Origin of the sequence: Enterobacter sp. 22466 (genome assembly GCF_052044775.1) — a bacterium.
Classification (GTDB): domain Bacteria; phylum Pseudomonadota; class Gammaproteobacteria; order Enterobacterales; family Enterobacteriaceae; genus Enterobacter; species Enterobacter dissolvens.
The window spans coordinates 1306299-1327301 of the sequence record NZ_JBQENX010000001.1 but is presented as its reverse complement, the minus strand read 5'-3'; the positions used below and the strand labels follow the sequence as shown (position 1 = coordinate 1327301).

Annotated in this window: 19 protein-coding genes; 7 read left to right on the top strand and 12 right to left on the bottom strand. The window is 59.0% G+C overall.

Translation table 11 applies throughout. The annotated features are described in order from the left end of the window. Nucleotides 1-25: 25 nt before the first annotated feature. The 5 genes from uxaC to ACTJJI_RS06445 all read right to left on the bottom strand — a co-directional run bounded on the left by uxaC (nucleotide 26) and on the right by ACTJJI_RS06445 (nucleotide 5574). Nucleotides 26-1432 carry a glucuronate isomerase gene (uxaC, locus tag ACTJJI_RS06465; RefSeq protein ID WP_248040934.1) on the bottom strand — a complete coding sequence of 469 codons (1407 nt, stop codon included), beginning with the start codon at nucleotides 1430-1432 and terminating at the stop codon, nucleotides 26-28. Next, the gene (locus tag ACTJJI_RS06460) at nucleotides 1429-2814 is read right to left on the bottom strand and encodes an MFS transporter (protein ID WP_043951621.1); all 1386 of its coding nucleotides are present in this window, start codon (nucleotides 2812-2814) and stop codon (nucleotides 1429-1431) included. The genes uxaC and ACTJJI_RS06460 overlap by 4 nt, the downstream gene beginning before the upstream one ends. A gap of 73 nt (nucleotides 2815-2887) precedes the next feature. Then, the gene (locus ACTJJI_RS06455; RefSeq protein ID WP_063424607.1) at nucleotides 2888-3907 is read right to left on the bottom strand and encodes a Zn-dependent oxidoreductase; all 1020 of its coding nucleotides are present in this window, start codon (nucleotides 3905-3907) and stop codon (nucleotides 2888-2890) included. 14 nt (nucleotides 3908-3921) lie between these two features. Then, a complete protein-coding gene (manD, locus tag ACTJJI_RS06450; protein WP_440653487.1) occupies nucleotides 3922-5136 on the bottom strand; it encodes a D-mannonate dehydratase ManD in 1215 nt (404 codons plus the stop codon). 111 nt (nucleotides 5137-5247) lie between these two features. Then, nucleotides 5248-5574, bottom strand: coding sequence for a YnfA family protein (locus ACTJJI_RS06445; protein WP_014831731.1), 327 nt, complete (start codon nucleotides 5572-5574; stop codon nucleotides 5248-5250). Nucleotides 5575-5727: 153 nt separating this feature from the next. On the opposite strand from ACTJJI_RS06445, the gene ACTJJI_RS06440 reads away from it, so the two are divergent. Then, on the top strand, nucleotides 5728-6066 hold the full coding sequence (locus ACTJJI_RS06440) for a DUF1283 family protein (RefSeq protein ID WP_013096793.1): 339 nt from the start codon (nucleotides 5728-5730) through the stop codon (nucleotides 6064-6066). Beyond that, complete coding sequence (gene speG, locus ACTJJI_RS06435; RefSeq protein WP_013096794.1) at nucleotides 6066-6623, top strand: spermidine N1-acetyltransferase; 558 nt, start codon at nucleotides 6066-6068, stop codon at nucleotides 6621-6623. The genes ACTJJI_RS06440 and speG overlap by 1 nt, the downstream gene beginning before the upstream one ends. Before the next feature lie 17 nt (nucleotides 6624-6640). Here speG and ACTJJI_RS06430 read toward each other — a convergent pair whose 3' ends face one another. Then, nucleotides 6641-7351, bottom strand: coding sequence for a YnfC family lipoprotein (locus ACTJJI_RS06430; protein WP_014831730.1), 711 nt, complete (start codon nucleotides 7349-7351; stop codon nucleotides 6641-6643). Nucleotides 7352-7456: 105 nt separating this feature from the next. Between ACTJJI_RS06430 and ACTJJI_RS06425 the strand changes: the two genes are divergently transcribed. From ACTJJI_RS06425 to dmsD, 5 genes are all read left to right on the top strand, one after another. Next, entirely contained in the window at nucleotides 7457-7750 is a 294-nt protein-coding gene (locus ACTJJI_RS06425; RefSeq protein WP_014831729.1) for a DUF1161 domain-containing protein, read from the top strand. 146 nt (nucleotides 7751-7896) lie between these two features. Continuing rightward, nucleotides 7897-10335, top strand: a complete 2439-nt coding sequence (gene ynfE / locus ACTJJI_RS06420; protein ID WP_440653483.1) for a selenate/tellurate reductase subunit YnfE — start codon at nucleotides 7897-7899, stop codon at nucleotides 10333-10335. A 10-nt stretch (nucleotides 10336-10345) separates the two neighbouring features. After that, nucleotides 10346-10963 carry a dimethylsulfoxide reductase iron-sulfur subunit DmsB gene (gene dmsB, locus ACTJJI_RS06415; protein ID WP_046888148.1) on the top strand — a complete coding sequence of 206 codons (618 nt, stop codon included), beginning with the start codon at nucleotides 10346-10348 and terminating at the stop codon, nucleotides 10961-10963. A 1-nt stretch (nucleotide 10964) separates the two neighbouring features. Further along, a complete protein-coding gene (locus tag ACTJJI_RS06410) occupies nucleotides 10965-11819 on the top strand; it encodes a dimethyl sulfoxide reductase anchor subunit family protein (RefSeq protein WP_440653481.1) in 855 nt (284 codons plus the stop codon). Nucleotides 11820-11861: 42 nt separating this feature from the next. Continuing rightward, on the top strand, nucleotides 11862-12476 hold the full coding sequence (gene dmsD, locus ACTJJI_RS06405) for a Tat proofreading chaperone DmsD (RefSeq protein WP_046887963.1): 615 nt from the start codon (nucleotides 11862-11864) through the stop codon (nucleotides 12474-12476). A gap of 14 nt (nucleotides 12477-12490) precedes the next feature. Here the strand turns inward: dmsD and atzF are convergent, their stop codons facing one another. From atzF to ACTJJI_RS06375, 6 genes are all read right to left on the bottom strand, one after another. After that, nucleotides 12491-14290: an allophanate hydrolase gene (gene atzF / locus ACTJJI_RS06400; protein WP_440653479.1), complete on the bottom strand. Its 1800-nt coding sequence runs from the start codon at nucleotides 14288-14290 to the stop codon at nucleotides 12491-12493. Continuing rightward, nucleotides 14287-17889 (bottom strand): urea carboxylase, encoded by a 3603-nt coding sequence (gene uca, locus ACTJJI_RS06395; protein ID WP_440653477.1) that lies wholly within the window; start codon nucleotides 17887-17889, stop codon nucleotides 14287-14289. The genes atzF and uca overlap by 4 nt, the downstream gene beginning before the upstream one ends. A 151-nt stretch (nucleotides 17890-18040) precedes the next feature. Continuing rightward, nucleotides 18041-18673, bottom strand: a complete 633-nt coding sequence (locus ACTJJI_RS06390) for an urea amidolyase associated protein UAAP2 (RefSeq protein ID WP_125366021.1) — start codon at nucleotides 18671-18673, stop codon at nucleotides 18041-18043. A 10-nt stretch (nucleotides 18674-18683) separates the two neighbouring features. After that, nucleotides 18684-19391, bottom strand: coding sequence for an urea amidolyase associated protein UAAP1 (locus ACTJJI_RS06385; protein ID WP_182381893.1), 708 nt, complete (start codon nucleotides 19389-19391; stop codon nucleotides 18684-18686). Nucleotides 19392-19402: 11 nt separating this feature from the next. Next, nucleotides 19403-20179 carry an ABC transporter ATP-binding protein gene (locus ACTJJI_RS06380; protein ID WP_014831721.1) on the bottom strand — a complete coding sequence of 259 codons (777 nt, stop codon included), beginning with the start codon at nucleotides 20177-20179 and terminating at the stop codon, nucleotides 19403-19405. Then, on the bottom strand, nucleotides 20176-20991 hold the full coding sequence (locus ACTJJI_RS06375) for an ABC transporter permease (protein ID WP_020688223.1): 816 nt from the start codon (nucleotides 20989-20991) through the stop codon (nucleotides 20176-20178). Before ACTJJI_RS06375 ends, ACTJJI_RS06380 begins: the two co-directional genes overlap by 4 nt. Nucleotides 20992-21003: the final 12 nt, after the last annotated feature.

Here is a 21003-nt window from a genome sequence, read left to right as displayed (position 1 = left end):
TTCATCCCCACTTGATGAAGTGAATTTAAAATTTGAAATAATTCTTAGCGTTGTCGTGGCAAATATTTTTAATCATCCGCGTGAGAATATCGTTATTATCAGGGACTTCTCCCCGCTCCACCCAACCGCCGATCATATTGCATAGAATGCGGCGAAAATAATCGTGACGGGTATAGGAGACCAGGCTGCGGGAGTCGGTCAGCATGCCGACAAAATTCATTAACAGCCCCTGATCTGCCAGGCTGTTGAGCTGGTTTTCCATCCCGCGACGGGTGTCGTTAAACCACCAGCCGGAGCCGAATTGCATCGGTGATTTCACTCCCCGTTCTGCACTCTGAAAATTGGCGATCGTCGTCGCGACAATATCGTTGTAGCTGGGGTTGAGGTTATACAGAATGGTTTTCGGCAGCGCGTCTGCAAGGGCCATGGCATCCAGCAGTTGATTAATATTCGCAGCAAGATTGACCTGATCCGTCAGTGAATCAAACCCGGTATTTATGCCCAGGGCACGGTACATGCGGGTATTATTATTGCGTATCGCACCGAAGTGTATCTGCATGGCCCAGTCATGCTGCCGGTAATAACGCGCGAGCATGATAAAAATAGCACTGTCAAGAATCGCGCTATCCCGCGCGTTGAGATGTTCACCCTGCCGTTTACGGACAAATATCGATTCCACGATACTGTCATCCGCAGCCTGAAAATGGATTTCCACGGGGCCATGATCCGAAATACGGCACCCCATGGCGTGGAACCAGGCAATACGCTCGCCGAGCGCAGCAGCAAAATCGCTGAAGGCGTGAATGGACCGCCCCGTCAGCTCCGCTAATCGTTCGGTAAAGTCGGCGAACTGATGCGCATCCGGCGTAAAAACGTCATCCGGGCGGAATGTCGGTAAGACCTTGACGTTAAACGTCGCGTCATCGCGCAATAACTGATGGTAACGCAGGTCATCCAGCGGTGCGTCTGTGGTACAAATGACCTCCACTTTTGAGCGTTTAATCAGTTCGCGGGGCGTAAAATCAGGCTGTTGTAATAAACGATTACAGCGTTCCATTATTTCACGCCAGTTATGGCTGCCCAGCGGTTCATCACAGGAAAAATAGTGATGCAGCTCTAAATGCGTCCAGTGATAGAGCGGATTGCCATAGCTGGCGTCGACCGTTTCAGCCCACGCCGCAAATTTTTCTTCCGCGGTGGCGCTGCCCGTAATGAATTTTTCATCTATACCGTTGGCGCGCATGGCACGCCATTTGTAGTGATCGCCTGCAAGCCAAAGCTCGGTAATGTTCTCCAGCGGTTTATTTTCGAAAATATCTTTCGCAACCAGATGACAGTGATAGTCAATTATCGGCAATTCTTTCGCGACGTCGCGATATAACGCAACGCCCCTGGCATTGCTAATCATAAAATTATCATTAATGAAACTCATAGCAGCGCTCCATATTTCCGTGACTCACCTGCCTCATTGTTCAGCGCCTGTGGTTCAGCCGCGTCTTGTGCTGCGCTCAAATCACGGTCGCGCACTTCCGGCATGAAAATGGCTGAAACCAGACCAATCACGGAATAGGCAATCAGCATCGCGACAATCGGCCACCAGGAGCCGGTCATGTTGCAGAAGATCCCCGCCAGCACCGGACCAAAGCCCACCGCCACCAGACCGCCCGCCTCTTTGGAGATGGCCATGCGGGTAAAGCGATTACGCGAGCCAAACATCTCCGCCATCGTGATGTTTTCCAGCGCGAACAGCCCCAGCACCGCGAAGTTATGAATGACAATAATCGAGAGCATAATGACGCCCGGCGCATAGCTTTTATCGACGATAATCGACAGCATCGGGTACGCCAGAATGATGGCGGAGACGTTGAGCAGGATATACGGCAGACGGCGCCCGACTTTGTCCGACAGCCAGCCCAGCAGCGGGATAGAGATAAACCCGAGGATTGAACTTATCATCAGCGCATCGGTGGGGATCGCTTTATCAAACAGCAACGTCTGCACCAGATACCCGGCAAGGAACGTCTGGATCAGACCGGAGTTACCCGCCTGACCAAAACGCAGCCCGGTGGCCAGCCAGAAGGATTTGCTTTTCACCATCGCCCCAAGGGAAGTATCCGGCTTCGCCACCGGTACGGCAGCTTCAGCGTCGTTCACTTTTTCGAATACCGGGCTCTCTTTCAGGTTCATACGCAGCCAGATGGCGAAGATCATCACGACGACGCTGGCCAGGAACGGCACACGCCAGCCCCATGCCACCAGTTCTTCACGATCGAGAGCAAAGAACATCACCGCCCAGATCGCCGTGGCACTCAGGGTTCCGCAGTTGGTCCCCATCGCCACCAGCGAGGAGATGATCCCGCGTTTGCCCTTTGGCGCATATTCGGCCAGCATGGTTCCCGCACCGGAGATTTCTGCCCCGGCACCCAGCCCCTGAATAATGCGCAGCGTCACCAGCAGGACCGGAGCAAAAATGCCAATCTGGCCGTAGGTCGGCAATACGCCAATCAGGGTGGTACAGATCCCCATCATGGTGATGGTAATAAACAGCACTTTTTTGCGACCAATCCTGTCGCCCATTCTGCCAAAGATAAAGGCCCCGACGATGCGCGCGATATAGCCTGCGCCGTAGGTTCCCATCGCCAGGATCAGCGCCATCGCGGCGGATTGTTCCGGGAAGAAGATCTCATGGAAAACCAATGCGGCTCCCAGCGAATAGAGCTGGAAGTCCATAAACTCCAGCGCAGTGCCCAGCCAGCCGGATACGGCAGCTTTCACCAGGTCTGAAGTCGTTCTTTGAGGTTGTGCTTGAGTCATAATGGCTATCTCTGCAAGGTAAGATGCGTACCACTCAGAGCCTGTCTGCGCAGGCTCTTAACCGCGTAAATTATTATTGGTCGAAGGTGAGCAAGACTTTGCAGCACTGCCGCTGGTCTTTCTCAAACAGTTCGATGGCGTCTGTCACGTGGTGGTAGTCAAAGGTGTGGGTAATCAGTTTTTCGGGGTCGATCAGCCCCTTTTCCAGCCAGTCGATCACAACCGGGAATTTGTTGGCATTCAGGCGCGAGGAGAATATCGACAGCTCTTTGCCGGTGATCCCCTGCTGAACAATCTGGCTCGGATCGCTGGAAAAGCCCATCAGCACGATACGTGCCGCCGGGGAAGCCAGAGCTATCGCTTCCTGCAAAATCGACGGATGACAGGCAGCATCAATAATTAACGTCGGTTTGATGCCTTTTTCTTCCAGCGCCTTGTGTAAATCGAGATTACCGTTGTTCAGGACCCAGTCCGCGCCGCTGCGTTGCGCCATCGCCAGCCGTTCATCAATGCGGTCGACGACAATCACCTGCCTGACGTTGTAGACGCCTTTCAGCGCCTGCACGGTAACCAGCCCCATCGGGCCTGCGCCGTACACCAGAGCGATATCCTGTTCCGTCGGTTTTGCCTGCCCGGTGACGTTGGCAGCAATGGTAAAGGGCTCGACCATCACGGCGTGTTTATCGGGAATGGCGTCCGGGATGGGCCATGCATTTTTCGCCGGTACCACGGCGTATTCCGCAAAGCCGCCGTCGCGATGCACGCCGAGCACGACCAGGGAGGTACACACGTTCGGTTTACCCACCGAGCACGGATAGCAGTGCCCACAGCTGATCACCGGATCAACGGAAACCCGCTGCCCCAGGCGTCCGGGGTCAACGCCCTCGCCCGTGGCGTCAATCACACCAAAAAATTCGTGCCCGATAACGCGCGGATATTTCGCGAAGGGGTTATGCCCGCGGTAGATATGGCTGTCGGAGCCGCAGATCCCGGCAAGTTTAATGGTGACGCGCACTTCCCCTGCCCCCGGTTGCGGGAGTGGACGCTCTTCAATCACCAGCTGGTTGGGCTGTTGGATCACTACGCTTTTCATCGTTCGCTCCTCGTTTACCAGTTCCACAGCGTGCCGTCTTCCAGACGAGCCACAGGCAGGTAGGCCGGATCGTACGGGTATTTCGCGGCCAGCTTTTCGTCGAACTCAATCCCCAGACCCGGCTTGTCGCCCGGGTGCATATAGCCGTTGTCGAAGCGCCAGTTGTGCGGGAAGACTTCAAGCATCTGTTCGGAATAGCCCATATATTCCTGCACGCCGAAATTTGGCACCCACAGGTCGAAGTGCAGCGCGGCAGCATGGCAAATCGGCGACAGGTCGGACGGGCCGTGTGACCCGGTCCGCACCTGGTAGAGCGAGGCAAAGTCTGCAATACGACGCATGCCGGTGATCCCGCCTGCATGGGTAATGGTGGCGCGAATGTAGTCGATAAGCTGCTCTTCAATCAGCTGCTTGCAATCCCAGATGCTGTTAAAGACTTCACCCACGGCAATCGGCGTGACGGTGTGCTGGCGGATCAGGCGGAAGCACGCCTGGTTTTCAGCAGGCGTAGGATCTTCCATCCAGAACATGCGGAATTCTTCGATGCTCTTACCGAAACGCGCCGCTTCAATCGGCGTCAGGCGGTGGTGCATGTCATGCAGCAGATGTTCGTTGAAGCCAAATTGACTGCGCACCGCGTCGAACAGCTTCGGCGTGAAGTCGAGGTATTTCTCGGTGGACCACAGCTGCTCTTCCGGCCAGTCCCCTTTGGTGGCAGGCTCATAGGCCAGCCCTTTCCCCTTCGACATGCCGTAGGTGGTTTTCATTCCCGGCACGCCGCACTGGACGCGGATCGCCTTGAAGCCCATCTCTTTATGACGGGCGTAATCTTCCAGCACGTCGTCAATGGTGTGCCCGGTGGTGTGGCAATAGACCATCACGCCTTCGCGGGAGGCACCGCCCAGCAGCTGGTAAAGCGGCATGTTTGCGGCTTTGGCTTTGATATCCCACAACGCCATATCCACGGCGGAGATTGCCGACATGGTGACCGGGCCGCGACGCCAGTAGGCGCCTCTATAGAAGAACTGCCAGATATCCTCGATGCGGTGCGCATCGCGGCCAATCAGCTGCGGGCAGAGGTGGTCTTTCAGGTAAGAAGCGACGGAGAGTTCGCGTCCGTTCAGCGTGGCATCGCCAAGACCGACGATGCCTTCATCGGTCGTAATTTTAAGGGTGACAAAGTTACGCCCCGGGCAGGTGACAAATACTTCAGCCCCGACAATCTTCATAATTCCTTTCCTTCCATCGCATGTTGTGATGGGGGAAATTTACGCAACTGAGCTACTACCATACAAGTATAACGATCAAAATATCCGCGGACGATCACAAAATCAGGGCGCTCAGGCGCGCCCCCAGCCAGCAACGATGATCAGCATGCCGCACAGGGCAATCAGGGCCCCGGCCCAGTCGTAGGCGCTGAGTTTTACCCCATCGACCACGCGTAACCACAGCAACGCGGTACAGACATAAACCCCACCGTAGGCGGCATAGACGCGGCCGCTGGCCGCCGGATGAAGCGTTAACAGCCAGACAAACAGCGCCAGCGCAACGCCCGCCGGGATCAGCAGGAGTACAGTTGCCCCTTTCTTAAGCCAGAGCCAGGGAAGGAAGCAGCCGATAATTTCACAGAGCGCGGTGGCAAAAAATAGCAGCGTTGTTTTGATCATATTTCATTTCGGGTGAGGATTTATTTAACCATCATACCTGATGATACCGTTTACTTTTCCATACCTGCGCCGCGGGTATGCCGTCATTTCTGTTTGGTGTAGAATCTGAACAGGGTAACGTGATTATCTGCACCGATTCAAAAAGGAAACGCTATGAGTACATTAAGCAAACGCCTTTGTCTGACCGCCGCACTGGCGCTGTCAACGCTCGCCTTCGCTGCAACGGCTACCGCCGAAACCAGCAAACTCATTATTGAGTCTGGCGATAGCGCGCAGAGCCGCCAGAACGCCGCGATGGACAAAGAACAATGGAATGACACCCGCAGCCTTCGTCAGAAGGTGAACAAGCGTGCTGAGAAAGAGTGGGACAAAGAAGATGTCGCCTTTGACGCACGTGATAAGTGTCAGCAAAGCGCAAACGTTAATGCCTACTGGGAGCCGAACACCCTGCGTTGCCTGGATCGTCGCACGGGTCGTACGGTAGCACCGTAATGCCGGGTCTTGAGGTTAAACTGCGGCCGCTGGAGCGTGAAGATTTGCGCTTCGTCCACCAGCTCGACAACAACGCCAGCGTGATGCGCTACTGGTTTGAAGAGCCGTACGAGGCGTTTGTCGAGCTGTCCGATCTGTACGATAAACACATTCACGATCAGAGTGAACGGCGTTTTGTGGTGGAGTGTGAAGGCGAAAAGGCCGGGCTGGTTGAACTGGTGGAGATCAACCACGTGCATCGCCGGGCTGAATTCCAGATCATTATCTCCCCGGAGCATCAGGGTAAAGGCCTGGCCTCACGGGCGGCGAAGCTGGCGATGGACTACGGATTCAACGTGCTGAATCTGTACAAGCTCTATCTCATCGTCGATAAAGAGAACGAAAAAGCGATCCATATCTACCGTAAGCTGGGCTTTATGGTGGAAGGCGAGCTGATCCACGAGTTCTTTATCAACGGGGAATACCGCAACACCATTCGCATGTGCATTTTCCAGCACCAGCATCTGGCCGGACACAAACCGTCTGGAGCCAGCCTGCTGAAACCTACCGCGCAGTAACCTGCGCGGCTTTACTCTCAGTAGTATTCAATGGTGTTTTTTATGCTGTACTTGCGCTCAACCGCGGGTTTCACGCTGTCGTCGGTGATCGTCAGGTCGCAGCTCACCGGGTTATTGTGCCGGTCGTAATCGCAGCTCTGCTTCACGTTCCCCAGCGGCTTGTCATTCAGTAAACTCACGGCCGAGTAATCCATTCTTTTGCGCAGATCCTTCGAGGGTGTCGACTGTACGGATAAGTGCTGATCCCCGGAAACGGTGGTTTTGCCGAGCGGGTAGCCATCCGCGTCATAGCGATACTTCACTTCCATCTCTTTACCGTGCGCCGCCACAACAAACCCGTTGTCGTCGGTATCCCACGTCACACCGGCAGACGGTAGCTCGGCCAGCTGGCATTTGCCCTGCAGTTTCACTTTTCGCTGCTGGGTTTCTGCATCGATGTAGTAGTTGGCATCCAGCACCAGCGCGACGCCGGTATTCGCTTCAAGATCGTGTAGCTCAAGCGTATCAAAGCACCCTTCTGTCGACATCGTCCCGGTCACCCGTTTGGAGACCTCGCCCTTGTCGTTAAACAGCGTCTGGGTAAAGTCTTTGACCGGGCCGCGCAGCGGGTCAAAATCAAACTCATTCGAAAAACTCGCCATCTCAGGCGTGAACGACAGCGGCGCGGAATTGTTGTCGCACCCCACCAGTGTCGCGGCCAGTAGCGTTATCGCTGCGTATTTCTTCACATCATTTACCGATTCAGGGAGATTATTCCCAATCATATTAGCAAATACAGTTGTTTACACGAACCCTGCTAAAATTAATCTACACACAGAGAAAAGGAGCTACAGATGAAACGGTTACCCTGGATTACCGCCCTGCTGTTAATGAGTGCCTCTACCGCCGCGCTGGCGGCACCGGATTCCTGCGAACGTGTAAAAAGCGACATTCAACAGAAAATCATCAACAACGGCGTACCGGAATCTGGCTTTACGCTGAACATCGTACCCAACGATCAGGCCGATCAGCCGGATGCGCAGGTCGTTGGGCATTGTGCCAATGACACCTTCAAAATTTTGTACACCCGCACAGGCAGCGGGGCTGCGTCTGGCACCCAGGAGAGTCCGCAAGGCGAACCGCAGTGATTTTTATCCCCTTTCCTGACGCCAATCCCCCTTCAATTGATGAGGATTAATATTTAATACCTCCAAATAAGTAACACTCACCCCATCATTAGCCCGGTTGTAATCACGGGCGAAAATAATACGCAAATAAAATGATGGGGTGAGTCATGTCCGATGTCGAACATCACGACGGTATAAGCCGTCGAACGCTCGTTAAATCCGCCGCGATGGGTTCTCTGGCGCTTGCCGCCGGTGGCATCTCGTTGCCGTTTGGATTGAAAAGCGCCGCTGCTGCGGTGCAAAACGCCGTACAGCCTGCTGAAGATAAAGTGGTCTGGGGAGCCTGCTCGGTCAACTGCGGCAGTCGCTGCGCGCTGCGTCTGCATGTCCGTGACGATGAAGTTTACTGGGTGGAAACGGATAATACCGGGGAGGATATCTACGGCAATCATCAGGTGCGCGCCTGTCTTCGCGGACGCTCCATCCGCCGTCGCATTAATCACCCTGACCACCTTAACTACCCGATGAAGCGCGTGGGCAAACGCGGTGAAGGTAAATTTGAGCGCATCACCTGGGATGAAGCGCTGGATACCCTGACCCGCAGCCTGAAAAACGTGGTCGAAAAATACGGCAACGAAGCGGTGTACATTAACTACTCCTCCGGCATTGTCGGCGGCAATATCACCCGCTCTTCCCCTTACGCCTCGCTGGTGGCGCGCCTGATGAACTGTTACGGCGGCTTCCTGAGCCACTATGGCACCTACAGTACCGCGCAAATCTCCTGCGCGATGCCATACACCTACGGCAGCAACGATGGCAACAGCACCTCCGACATTGAAAACAGCAAACTGGTGGTGATGTTCGGCAATAATCCGGCGGAAACGCGTATGAGCGGCGGCGGGATCACTTACTATCTCGAACAGGCGCGCGAACGCTCTAATGCCCGGATGATCGTCATCGACCCGCGTTATACCGACACCGCTGCCGGACGTGAAGATGAATGGATCCCGATTCGTCCGGGTACCGATGCCGCGCTGGTAGCCGGAATTGCATGGGTATTAATCAACGAGAACCTGGTCGACCAGCCGTTCCTTGATAAATACTGCGTGGGCTATGACGAAAAAACGTTGCCGGAAGGCGCGCCTGCTAACGGGCACTACAAAGCGTATATTCTCGGCCAGGGTGACGACAACACGGCGAAAACCCCTGAGTGGGCCTCGCGCATCACCGGTATTCCGGCGGATCGCATCATCAAGCTGGCGCGCGAGATTGGCTCGACAAAACCCGCCTATATCTGCCAGGGCTGGGGGCCACAGCGCCAGGCCAACGGTGAACTGACGTCACGTGCCATCGCCATGCTGCCGATCTTAACCGGCAACGTGGGTATCAACGGCGGTAACAGCGGCGCGCGCGAATCGACCTATACCATCACCATCGAACGGATGCCGCTGCCGGAAAACCCGGTAAAAACGCAGATCTCCTGCTTTAGCTGGACGGATGCCATCGCCCGCGGCCCGGAAATGACCGCCCTGCGCGACGGCGTGCGCGGCAAGGATAAGCTGGATGTGCCGATCAAGTTCATCTGGAACTATGCCGGTAACACCATCATCAACCAGCACTCCGACATCAACAAAACCCACGATATTCTGCAGGACGAAAGCCAGTGCGAAACCATCGTGGTGATCGACAACTTCATGACCTCTTCGGCCAAATACGCCGACATCCTGCTGCCGGACCTCATGACCGTCGAGCAGGAAGACATCATTCCGAACGATTATGCGGGCAACATGGGCTATCTGATTTTCCTCCAGCCCGTCACCGCGCCGAAGTTTGAGCGGAAGCCCATCTACTGGATCATGAGCGAAGTGGCGAAACGCCTCGGGCCGGATATCCATCAGAAATTCACCGAAGGCCGGACACAGGCGCAGTGGCTGCAGTATCTGTACGCCAAAATGCTGGCGAAAGATCCGCAGCTTCCATCCTATGACGAACTGAAAAAAATGGGCATTTATAAGCGCAAAGATCCCAATGGACACTTCGTGGCGTATAAAAAATTCCGCGATGATCCGGATGCCCATCCGCTCAAAACCCCGTCAGGCAAGATTGAAATTTACTCCAGCAAGCTGGCAGAGATTGCCGCCACCTGGGAGCTGGAAAAAGATGAAACCATCAGCCCGCTGCCGGTGTACGCCTCAACGTTTGACGGCTGGGATGCCCCGGAACGTAAAACCTACCCGCTGCAGCTGTTTGGCTTCCACTTCAAGGCGCGCACCCACTCCAGCTACGGCAACGTGGATGTGCTTAAAGCCGCCTGTCGTCAGGAGGTGTGGCTCAATCCGGTTGATGCGGCACAACGCGGTATTCAAAACGGCGATATGGTGCGCGTGTTTAACGACCGCGGCGAAGTGCGCATTGCCGCGAAAGTCACCCCGCGTATCATGCCCGGCGTCAGCGCGATGGGCCAGGGGGCCTGGCACGACGCCAACATGAACGGTGATCGGATCGACCACGGTTCATGCATCAACACGTTGACCACCCATCGCCCGTCACCGCTGGCGAAAGGCAACCCGCAGCACACCAATCTGGTGCAGATCGAGAAGGCGTAAGGAGTAACCGATGACAACCCAGTATGGATTTTTTATTGATTCCAGCCGTTGTACCGGGTGCAAAACCTGCGAGCTGGCCTGCAAGGATTACAAAGACCTGACCCCGGACGTCAGCTTCCGCCGGATCTACGAATACGCGGGCGGCGACTGGCAGGAGGATAACGGCGTCTGGCATCAGAACGTCTTTGCCTATTACCTGTCGATTGCCTGTAACCACTGTGAAGATCCGGCCTGCACCAAAGTGTGCCCGAGCGGGGCGATGCACAAGCGCGACGACGGGTTTGTGGTGGTGGATGAAGATGTCTGCATCGGCTGTCGCTACTGCCATATGGCCTGTCCGTACGGTGCGCCGCAGTACAACGCCGCCAAAGGCCACATGACCAAGTGCGACGGCTGCCACGACCGCGTCGCCGACGGCAAAAAGCCGATTTGCGTGGAGTCCTGTCCGCTGCGCGCGCTGGACTTCGGTCCGATTGACGAGTTGCGTAAAAAACACGGCCAGCTTGCGGCCGTCGCGCCGCTGCCGTCCGCGCACTTCACGAAGCCGAGCATTGTGATTAAACCTAACGCCAACAGCCGCCCGACGGGAGATACCACCGGCTATCTGGCAAACCCGAAGGAGGTGTGAGATGGGAAGTGGATGGCATGAATGGCCGCTGGTGATCTTCACCGTTTTTGGGCAGTGCGTGGCCGGGGCGTTGCTCGTCAGCGGTCTGGCATGGATGAGGGAGAGTGACGAGGCGGTCCGAACCCGCATCGTGCGCAGCATGTTCTTTTTATGGCTGGTCATGGGCGTTGGCTTTATCGCATCGGTGATGCACCTGGGCTCCCCGCTGAGGGCGTTTAACTCCCTGAACCGTGTTGGCGCGTCGGCGCTCAGCAACGAGATCGCGGCAGGCTCGGTCTTCTTTGCCGTCGGTGGCTTCTGGTGGCTGGTGTCGGTTATCGGTAAAATGCCGCCCGCGTTGGGTAAAGTATGGATGGTGGTGAGCCAGATCCTGGGGATTGGGTTTGTCTGGGCCATGACTCGCGTGTATCAGATCGATACGGTTCCGACCTGGTACACCGGCTACACCACGCTGGCCTTTTTCCTGACGATGGTGCTGGGCGGCCCGCTGTTTGCCACCCTGCTGCTTCGCACCGCTGGCACCGCGTTCAAAGGCTCGTTTGCCGCATCGGTGAGCGTACTGGCGCTGCTGCTGAGCGTGGCGGTGATTGTGCTGCAAAGTAACGAACTGGCGACGCTACACAGCTCCGTACAACAGACCAGCGCCCTGCTGCCGGACTACGGCGCATGGCAAGTTGGCCGTATCATACTGGTCGCCGCCGGATTAGGCTGCTGGCTGTGCCCGCTCATCCGGCGCCAGGAGCCGAAAGCCCTCGCGCTCTTTGCAGGGCTGGTGCTGGTTGTCGTGGGGGAACTGATCGGCCGTGGTCTGTTCTATGGTCTGCACATGACGGTAGGTATGGCAATTGCCGGTTAACACAGGCGCGCGGGTTCGCCCGCGCGAGCAAGGAAGGTTGTAATGAAAGATGTCTCACAGCGTGAAGCGTTCGCGTTCAGCGCCCGGGTACTGGGCGCATTGTTTTATTATTCACCCGACAGCGAGCACGTTGCGCCGCTGGTCAACGCCCTGACCGCTGGCGAGTGGGTTGCGGACTGGCCGCTGCCGCAGGCGGTGCTGCAGCCCATCGCCGACACCTTTACGGTACCTGCCGATGAGCCCGTCACCGACGCCTGGCAACGGCTGTTTATTGGCCCCTATGCGCTGCCCGCACCGCCGTGGGGTTCCGTATGGCTGGATCGTGAATCCGTGCTGTTTGGGGATTCAACCCTCGCACTGCGCCAGTGGATGCGGGAAAACCAGATTGCCTTTGAGATGCAGCAGAACGAACCGGAAGATCATTTCGGTACGCTGCTGCTGCTGGCCGCGTGGCTCACTGAGAACGGACGCGAGACGGAACGCGACCAGCTTCTGGCATGGCACCTGCTGCCGTGGAGCACCCGCTTTCTCTCCGTGTTTGTTGAAAACGCCGGGCACCCGTTCTATACCGCGCTGGGGAAACTCGCGCAGCTGACGCTTGCGGACTGGCAATCTACCTTACTGATCCCGGTCGCGGAAAAACCGCTCTACCGTTAACCGCGCTGGCTTGCTCACGGATGCTGAGCAAGCCAGGCTCGCCAGCCACCGAATCGCGTTATCTCCTGTGCCCCCTCTAATCCAGCCTCCTCGCAGATAAACCCGGTCAGCCAGCGCCCGTCCTGGAGTTCGACTTTTCCCAGCCCCAGCGGTGCGGGGATCCCGGCCAGAAACGATCCCACTTCGCCGTGCGGAAGTGCCCAAACTTCGACGGCTATCGCTGCCCCCTGTTCCGTCGCCCGCACCATGCCCGGTCGCTTGCCGTCTGCCAGGGCAAAGAGCCGATAATGCGGGGCGCTGATGGTGGCTTCTACATACGTCGCCCCGCGCTGGCGCAGCTGATGATTCAGCGCCAGCCCGTCCAGATGCGCCCCGCACACCACCAGGTGCAGGCGGTCATCGGTGGCGGTCGAAACAGGTGCATCCCCTTGCATCTCGCGCCCGCCGGGCAGAGTTAACTTTTGGTGACGTTGTAACGCATCGGCCAGACTGAGCAGATACTGGTCAGTAAACGCGCGGCCAAACAGCGTTATGCCGGAAGGCAAGCCGTTGGCCATAAACCCTGCCGGAACCGCCACGGCAGCGTAATCAAGCAGGTTCATAAAGTTGGTGTAAAGCCCAAGCTCAGAGTTGCGTTTGACCGGTTCCTCCGCCAGCTCGGCCAGACTCACCGGGCGCGGATACGTGGGGGTTAACACGCACTCAAGCCCTGCCAGTATGGCATCGCACTCGCTTTTATAGCGCTGAAGCTGGTACTGCGCTTCAAACGCCGCTACCGCACTCATGGCAGGTGCTTTTTGCAGAACATTGCGGATCACCGGCAGCACCGCGTCCGGCTTTTGCTCAATCAACGCGCCCGCCACGTGGTAGCGCTCGGCCACCCACGGGCCGTCATAGAGCAGTTTTGCTGCCGCCAGGAACGGCGAAAAGTCGATGGTCACCGGCTCGCCGCCCAGGGCGATCAGCCTCTCCTTTGCGGTGTGATACAGCGCCTCGCTCTCTGCGCAGCCGAGAAACGCCAGCGTGTCTGGCACGCCAAAGCGAAAACCGGCTGCCGGTACGCCAAATGCCTGCGCTCCGTTCCAGGACGGGTTAGTACGGCTGTAGTCATCGCGCGCGTCTTTCGTCGCCGTCAGCGCCAGCAGCTGGCTGGCCTCCGCTGCCGTGCTGGTGAAGAACGTTACGCAGTCCAGCGTGCGGCAGGCGGGCACCACGCCCGCTGTCGAGATCAGCCCTTTTGTCGCCTTCAGCCCGACCAGATTATTGAGAGAGGCCGGTACGCGCCCGCTCCCGGCGGTATCGGTGCCCAGGGCAAAGCTCGCCAGCCCCAGCGCCACAGCCAGCGACGAGCCCGCGCTTGAGCCACCGGACGGATACTCCGGATGAACGCTGTTGCGACACGCCCCATACGGTGAGCGCGTGCCGTTTAAGCCGGTCGCGAACTGATCGAGATTGGTTTTCCCCAGCGGTATCGCCCCCAGCGCAATCAGCTGCGACACTATTGTCGCATCCTGCTCTGCCCGGTACGCAAAGGCCGGACAGGCGGCGGTGGTCTCGATACCCGCCAGATCGATATTGTCCTTCATGGCAAACGGCACGCCATAGAGCGGCAACGATGCCGGATCCACGCCGTCCAGCGCGGCCAGATACGGCTCCAGCTCGTCGGGCGTGAGAAGATAAATAAAGGCGTTAAATTCCGGGTTCAGCGCCAGCGCGCGCTCGCGCAGGGCGAGAAGCACCGCGCGCGGATTAAGCTGACCGGAACGGTATGCCTGCGTCAGAACATCAAGGCGTAAATCAAAAAGGTGCTTCATGCTGTTTTCTCCAGGACCACCACACACTGACCCGCGCGCACCGATGAACCCGGCTGTACGCGCACCTGGCTGACCACCCCGTCCTGGGTTGCGACCAGGGGGATCTCCATCTTCATGGACTCCAGCACCACCAGCACATCGCCTTCGCGCACGGTGTTGCCGACTTCAACGTTTACCTGCCACAGGTTGCCCGACACCGGGCTGTCAATCCCGGCCTGTCCGGGTGCCAGCGGCGCGTCTTCGCCATTTGTTACCAGCACCTCGCTGCTGTCAAAATGGGCCTGACCGTTGGCGGCCCAGCGCTCACGCTCGGCGTCAAACGCGGCCTGCTGATGCGCGCGGAACGCCTCAATTTCCGGCGCCTCGTCGGCCAGGAATTGCTGATACTCCGCCAGCTTCAGCGTGGTGTGTTCGATGCGCAGCGGATAACGTCCCAGCGGAAAATCCCGGCGGATGGTGAGCAACTCTTCCGCCGAGACCGGATAAAAGCGGATCTGGTCGAAGAAGCGCAGCAGCCACGGCTTACCGTCAAAGTCCTCCACGGCGTGATAGCGATTCCACATCTGCAGCGTCCGTCCGACAAACTGATACCCGCCCGGCCCCTCCATGCCATAGACGCAGAGGTAGGCCCCACCAATGCCCACCGAGTTTTCCGCCGTCCAGGTGCGAGCCGGGTTGTATTTGGTGGTCACCAGACGATGACGCGGATCGAGCGGTGTCGCGACCGGCGCACCCAGGTAGACATCCCCCAGCCCCATCACCAGATAGCGGGCGTCGAACACCGTTTTATAGACCTCGTCGATATTCGCCAGATCGTTGATACGACGGATAAACTCCAGGTTGCTCGGACACCATGGCGCATCCCGGCGCACGGTGGTCATGTATTTATCGATGGCCTTCTGGCACGCCGGATCGTCCCAGGAGAGCGGCAGCCAGACCACGCGCGACGGCACGTCCAGCGACGCCTGCCCGCATACGTCCTGCCACAGCCCGGCCACCGTCTCCAGCAGCGCTTCCAGACTCAGCGTTTCCGGCTGATAGTGAACCTGCAGGGAGCGGATCCCCGGCGTGAGGTCGATAATCCCCGTCAGGGCGCGGGTTTCCAGCGCCTGCATCAGCGCGTGGGCGCGAAAACGCAACACCAGATCCAGTTCGGGGTCGCCAATCTCCAGCAGCAGATGGGTATCGCCGGATAACCTCGCCACCAGCCGTTTATCGTCCTCCCCCACCTCCAGCACCACCGGCGAGCTCAGCCCGACAGGTTGCCACGGCATGACCTGCGGCGTCAGGCTGGCGATTTGCGCTGCCTGCCCCTGCGCCAGCCGTCGGGCGGTGGAAACGTCCACCGGCATAAAGCGCACCTTATCGCCCGCTTTCAGCTGGCCAACCGCGTGGAGATCCGCCTCGATGACGGTGACCGGGCAGACAAATCCCCCCAGGCTTGGGCCGTCGGGGCCGAGGATCACCGGCATATCGCCGGTGAAATCCACCGCGCCAATGGCGTACGGGTTGTCGTGAATGTTCGACGGGTGCAGCCCCGCTTCGCCGCCGCTGTCGCGTACCCATTCCGGTTTCGGGCCAATCAGGCGCACGCCCGTGCGGCTGGAGTTAAAATGAACCTCCCACTCGGTGGCAAAAAAGGTCGCCATATAGCCCGGCGTAAAATACTCCGGCGCGCCATGCGGACCGTAAATCACCCGCAACTCGCGCACCGCATCCAGGCTGGTGTGCAGGGTCTGCGGCAGCTCGCCGTCCGCGACAGGTTCGGTCAATGGGGACAGATGCAGCACGTCACCCGTGCGCAGCGCACGTCCGGCGTGACCGCCAAACTGGCCGAGGGTAAAGGTGCTTTTGCTGCCCAGATAGTCCGGTACCTCAAACCCGCCGCGCAGGCAGAGATAGCTGCGCACACCGTCACCCTGAATATCGCCCATACGCAGCGTGCTTCCCGCGCGGACGCGGAAAACGCGGTTGTTTGCCAGCGGCTCGCCGTCCAGCGTCAGCGCAATGGTTGCGCCGGTCACCGCCAGCTGCGCGTCGCAGTTGAATTTAAGCGTCGGGCCGCTGAGGGTGATCTCCAGCGCGGCGGCCCCCTCCTCATTGCCCAGCAGGCGGTTGCCGAGACGCAGCGCCAGGCTGTCCATCGGCCCGGAGGGTGGCACCCCGACGGCCCAGTAGCCCGTCCGCCCCGGATAATCCTGCACCGTGGTTTGCGTCCCGGCGCTGAGCACCTCCAGCGTGAAAGCCTGATACTCCAGCGTCTCTAAACAGCGGGTCCACGGCTCGCCACGGGCGAACGGCGGGAAAGTTAAAATCTGCTGCAAATAGCTGCGGTTGGTTTCCACGCCGTAGAGACGCGTCTCGCCCAGCGCGGTGTGCAGGACGCGGATCGCCGCCTCGCGTGTGGGCTGCCAGGCGATGATTTTGGCCAGCATCGGATCAAAAAACGGCGGCACGTCGCAGCCGGCTTCCACCCAGCTGTCGATGCGCAATGTGCGACGGTCGTTTTCCGGGAACACCACGTCGGTGAGCAGCCCCGGCGACGGCTGGAACTGACGGCCCGGATCTTCGGCGTAGACCCGCGCCTGAATGGCGTGTCCCTGCGGTTGCAGGCTGGCGCGCAGCTCCGCCAGCGGCGGCAGCGTTCTGGCCGCCAGGTCAATCATCCAGCGAACCAGATCAACACCCCACACCTGCTCGGTGACGCCGTGCTCTACCTGCAGACGGGTGTTCACTTCAAGGAAATAAAAGCGGGCCGCGTCGCTGTCGTAGACAAACTCCACGGTACCCGCGCTGCGGTAGTTGACCGCCTGGCCGAGTTTAATCGCCGCCTCGCACAGCGCGGTCTCCATGCCGTCCGGCAGGTTGGGCGCGGGCGTCTCTTCCAGCACCTTCTGGTTACGCCGCTGTACCGAGCAGTCGCGCACGCCGAGGGCAATCACCTCGCCTTTGCCGTCACCAAACAGCTGAACTTCCAGGTGACGCGCCCGCTCAATGTATTTCTCGATAAACACACCCGCGTCGCTAAAGTTATTCTTGCCCAGGCGCACCACGGCATCGAAGGCATCGCGCAGCTCTTCCGGGTGGTAACAAACGCGCATGCCGATCCCGCCGCCGCCCGCGGTGCTTTTCAGCATTACCGGGTAGCCCACTTCCGCCGCAGCGTGAACGGCCTCATCGACGTTAGCCAGCAGTCCGGTGCCTTCGAGCATCGGCACGCCGTGCGCTTTCGCCAGCGCGCGGGCGGTATGTTTCAGGCCAAACAGGCGCAGTTGTTCCGGCGTGGGGCCGACAAACGCAATGCCTGCGGCTTCGCAGGCTTCGGCAAATGCGGCGTTTTCCGACAGAAAACCGTAGCCAGGATGAATGGCCTGCGCACCGCTGGCTCTGGCGGCCGCGATGATCTTTTCGCTCACCAGATAGGTGTTCGCCGCCGGGCCCTCGCCCAGGCTCAACGCCTCATCCGCTTCCCGGATATGCAGGCTGCTGAGATCGGCTTCGGAATAGACTGCCACGCCGCGGATGTTCATGGCGCGCAGGGTGCGCAGAATGCGGCAGGCAATCGCCCCGCGGTTTGCAATCAGGAGTGTCGTCAACATAGGTCAGACTCAATCGTGGCGGGTCGTCCCGCCGAAAATCGGCTCACCCATGGTCGTCCATGGGGAAAAAGCGGTTACGGCAGAATGCGTCCGGCGCGGACTTCAAACAGGCGATAAATGGCCTGGCGCAGGCGCTGCCAGCGGGTGGGCGTCAGTTCCATACCAGCACCTCCGCCGGCGTCGGGTTCCAGCCGTTGCACGGGTTGTTAAGCTGCGGACAGTTGGAGATCAGCACGATGACGTTGCGCTCGGCGCGCAGCTCGACATATTTCCCCGGCGCGGAGATCCCGTCCTCAAAGGTCAGCCCGCCCTGCGGAGTCACCGGCACGTTCATGAAGAAGTTAATGTTGGCGGCGATATCGCGCTTTTGCAGGCGGCCATCGTGCAGGCAGGCGCAGAGGAAGTTATCCCGGCAGCTGTGCATATGGCGTTTATCGAGAGCATAACGCACAGTGTTGCTCTCCTGCGCGCAGGCACCGCCGAGGGTATCGTGACGCCCGCAGGTATCGGCCACGATGGTCAGCAGCGGGTTACCGAGGTTGGAGTACAGCACGCTGCCGTGGGTGAGATAAGCGTTGTTCTGGCGGCGCAGGGTGCGCTGTGCGTCGTAGCGCTCACGCGGGTTGTCCGCATTGTAAAACAGGGTGTCCACCGCCTGGTTGCCCTCCAGGTCGAGCAGGCGGAGCGTCTGGCCTTTTTTCACTTCAAACAGATACGGTTCCCCCGCCGGGATAACGTAGCGGAAGCTGGCGTGCTGGGGATGTTTTTCGCTGGCAACGGTCATACACGGCTCCTTACAGGGCGAAAAGTTGAGTGTTAGTGATGGCGCGTTCGTTTTCCGGGCGCGTCAGGAGGGCGTTAATCGCCCCCTCTTCATCCTCCGCCTGCCGCCAGCTCAGCTGTACCGGGCGCGGGGCGTACTCCCGGGAGGGATCCATCGGGTGCGGTAGCGCGGTCATGACAATCAGCGTGTCCATCGGCGCGAACAGCTCAACGTAGCTGCCCGGCTGCGAATGTCCGCTGTGGAAGCGGAACTGGCCGTTGTCCTCCACGGTGACCTTGCTGAAGAAATTGACCACCATCAGCAGATCTTCCAGGTTGAGATCCCACTTGCCCATCTCCACCAGCAGGTTGTCCGTACCGTTACGGTAGAAACCGTTGCGCAGCTCCTGATAACGCCCCTGACCGTATTTTTCCGCCACTTCGGCGGCATTCAGCACGCCGCCAAACGGATCGTGCCAGCCGCAGGTGTCGGCGGTAATGCCCGCCAGCACGCGGCCCATGTCGGAGTAAAAGCAGTGTCCGGCGGTCAGGCGCGCGGTGTGCTGGCCTTTCAGCGTGTCAGGCAGGTTCAGCCGCTCGCTTTTCTCGTGCGGGTTGAGCATCAGCAGGCTGACGTTGGCTCCGCCTTCCGTATCTGTCATGCGCAGGATCTGCCCGCGCTTGAGGACAAACGAGAGGTGTCCCCCGCCGGGAAGGGTCTCTTCACGTAAAATCGTCATGGTATTCACTGTTACCCCCTTAAGGCATAAACGTTGTCGGGCGTGGTTCCGCTCAGGGCGGAGAGCCGCGTCTCGTTGAGCGGAATGTCGTAGGTGATGCGCGCGCCGTAGGCATTCGGTGCCTGCGGGTCGAGGCGCACTTTGTCGAACACCAGCAGCCGGGTGCCGAGGTTGAAGCCTTCAGACAGATCGTGGGTGACCATAAAGACGGTCATGCGGGTTTCGCCCCACAGCTGCAGCAACAGGGCGTGCATGTCTTTTCTAATCCCCGGATCCAGCGCGCCAAACGGCTCATCGAGCAGCAGCACGCGCGGCTGCATGATGAATGCCTGAGCAATGGCCAGGCGCTGCTGCATGCCGCCGGAGAGCTGGGCGGGATATTTATCCAGCGCGTGCCCGAGGCCGACTTTTTCCAGCATCTCCGCCGACCGTTCACGCACGGCGCGCTTTTTTGCCCCAAACAGCCGCCCGAACAGCGGCGATTGCGGCAGTTCAAGACCGATGGCGACGTTATCCAGCACGCTGAGGTGCGGGAAAACGGAGTAGCGCTGAAACACCACCCCGCGGCTGCTGTCCGGCTCGGCGCGCAGCGGTTTGCCATCGAGGGTGATCTCGCCCCGGCTGGGTGCTTCCTGACCAAGCAGCAGGCGCAGGAAGGTGGATTTTCCGCAGCCGGACGCCCCCACCATCGAGCAGAACTCGCCCTCTTTCACCTGCAGGTTCAGGCGTTCCAGCACCACATGGTCGCCGTACTCCTGCCAGATATTGTTGATGGTGATAAAGCTCATGCCTTCCCTCCTTCCGCCCAGGGAAAACAGGTTTTATGCAGCTGACGCAGAGCGAGATCCATCAGCCACGCCAGCAGGGTGATCCACAGGACGTACGGGATAATCACATCCATCGCCATGTAGCGCCGTACGAGGAAAATGCGGTATCCCAGCCCGGCGGTAGAGGAGATGGCCTCCGCCGAGATAAGAAACAGCCATGCCGATCCGAGCAGCAGGCGCAGCGAGGTCAGCAGCCTGGAGAGCAGCTGCGGAAGCACCACGCGCAGCACCAGCGTCCAGCTACTGGCACCCAGCGTCTGGGCTTTGATGAGGATCTCCGGTGGGATTTCACAGGCGCGGTGCTCCAGATCGCGCGCCAGCATCGGGGTGATGCCGATGACAATCAGCATCACCTTCGACAGCTCATCCAGCCCGAAAACGATAAACAGCACCGGGAGGATCGCCAGCGGCGGGATCATCGACAGCACCGTCATCAGCGGCGAGAGCGACGCACGCCACAGCGGGAACACGCCCGAGGTAACGCCAATGCACAGGCCGATCAGCGAGGCGATCGCCAGCCCCGCCAGCAGACGCGCGAGGCTCACCAGGGTATCGACCCAGAACAGGTATTCACCGCTGCGTTTATCCGGGGTCAACGCCATCCGGGATAGCGCGTCCAGCATTTGCTGCAGGCCGGGCAGCAGCTTGTCCTGCGGGTTGGCCTCCAGCCTGACCGCCGAGCCAAAAAAGTAGGCGGCCAGCAGCAGGACAAAAGGCAGCATCACGAGCATCAGCCGCATGCCGGGAGTGGGATGGCGATTAATGTGTCGCATGGAGACTCCGTC

Coding starts and splice junctions, on each gene's coding strand:
- uxaC (WP_248040934.1), bottom strand. CDS start 1,432: ATGAGTTTCATTAATGATAATTTTATGATTAGCAATGCCAGGGGCGTT.
- ACTJJI_RS06460 (WP_043951621.1), bottom strand. CDS start 2,814: ATGACTCAAGCACAACCTCAAAGAACGACTTCAGACCTGGTGAAAGCT.
- ACTJJI_RS06455 (WP_063424607.1), bottom strand. CDS start 3,907: ATGAAAAGCGTAGTGATCCAACAGCCCAACCAGCTGGTGATTGAAGAG.
- manD (WP_440653487.1), bottom strand. CDS start 5,136: ATGAAGATTGTCGGGGCTGAAGTATTTGTCACCTGCCCGGGGCGTAAC.
- ACTJJI_RS06445 (WP_014831731.1), bottom strand. CDS start 5,574: ATGATCAAAACAACGCTGCTATTTTTTGCCACCGCGCTCTGTGAAATT.
- ACTJJI_RS06440 (WP_013096793.1), top strand. CDS start 5,728: ATGAGTACATTAAGCAAACGCCTTTGTCTGACCGCCGCACTGGCGCTG.
- speG (WP_013096794.1), top strand. CDS start 6,066: ATGCCGGGTCTTGAGGTTAAACTGCGGCCGCTGGAGCGTGAAGATTTG.
- ACTJJI_RS06425 (WP_014831729.1), top strand. CDS start 7,457: ATGAAACGGTTACCCTGGATTACCGCCCTGCTGTTAATGAGTGCCTCT.
- ynfE (WP_440653483.1), top strand. CDS start 7,897: ATGTCCGATGTCGAACATCACGACGGTATAAGCCGTCGAACGCTCGTT.
- dmsB (WP_046888148.1), top strand. CDS start 10,346: ATGACAACCCAGTATGGATTTTTTATTGATTCCAGCCGTTGTACCGGG.
- ACTJJI_RS06410 (WP_440653481.1), top strand. CDS start 10,965: ATGGGAAGTGGATGGCATGAATGGCCGCTGGTGATCTTCACCGTTTTT.
- dmsD (WP_046887963.1), top strand. CDS start 11,862: ATGAAAGATGTCTCACAGCGTGAAGCGTTCGCGTTCAGCGCCCGGGTA.
- atzF (WP_440653479.1), bottom strand. CDS start 14,290: ATGAAGCACCTTTTTGATTTACGCCTTGATGTTCTGACGCAGGCATAC.
- uca (WP_440653477.1), bottom strand. CDS start 17,889: ATGTTGACGACACTCCTGATTGCAAACCGCGGGGCGATTGCCTGCCGC.
- ACTJJI_RS06390 (WP_125366021.1), bottom strand. CDS start 18,673: ATGACCGTTGCCAGCGAAAAACATCCCCAGCACGCCAGCTTCCGCTAC.
- ACTJJI_RS06385 (WP_182381893.1), bottom strand. CDS start 19,391: ATGACGATTTTACGTGAAGAGACCCTTCCCGGCGGGGGACACCTCTCG.
- ACTJJI_RS06380 (WP_014831721.1), bottom strand. CDS start 20,179: ATGAGCTTTATCACCATCAACAATATCTGGCAGGAGTACGGCGACCAT.
- ACTJJI_RS06375 (WP_020688223.1), bottom strand. CDS start 20,991: ATGCGACACATTAATCGCCATCCCACTCCCGGCATGCGGCTGATGCTC.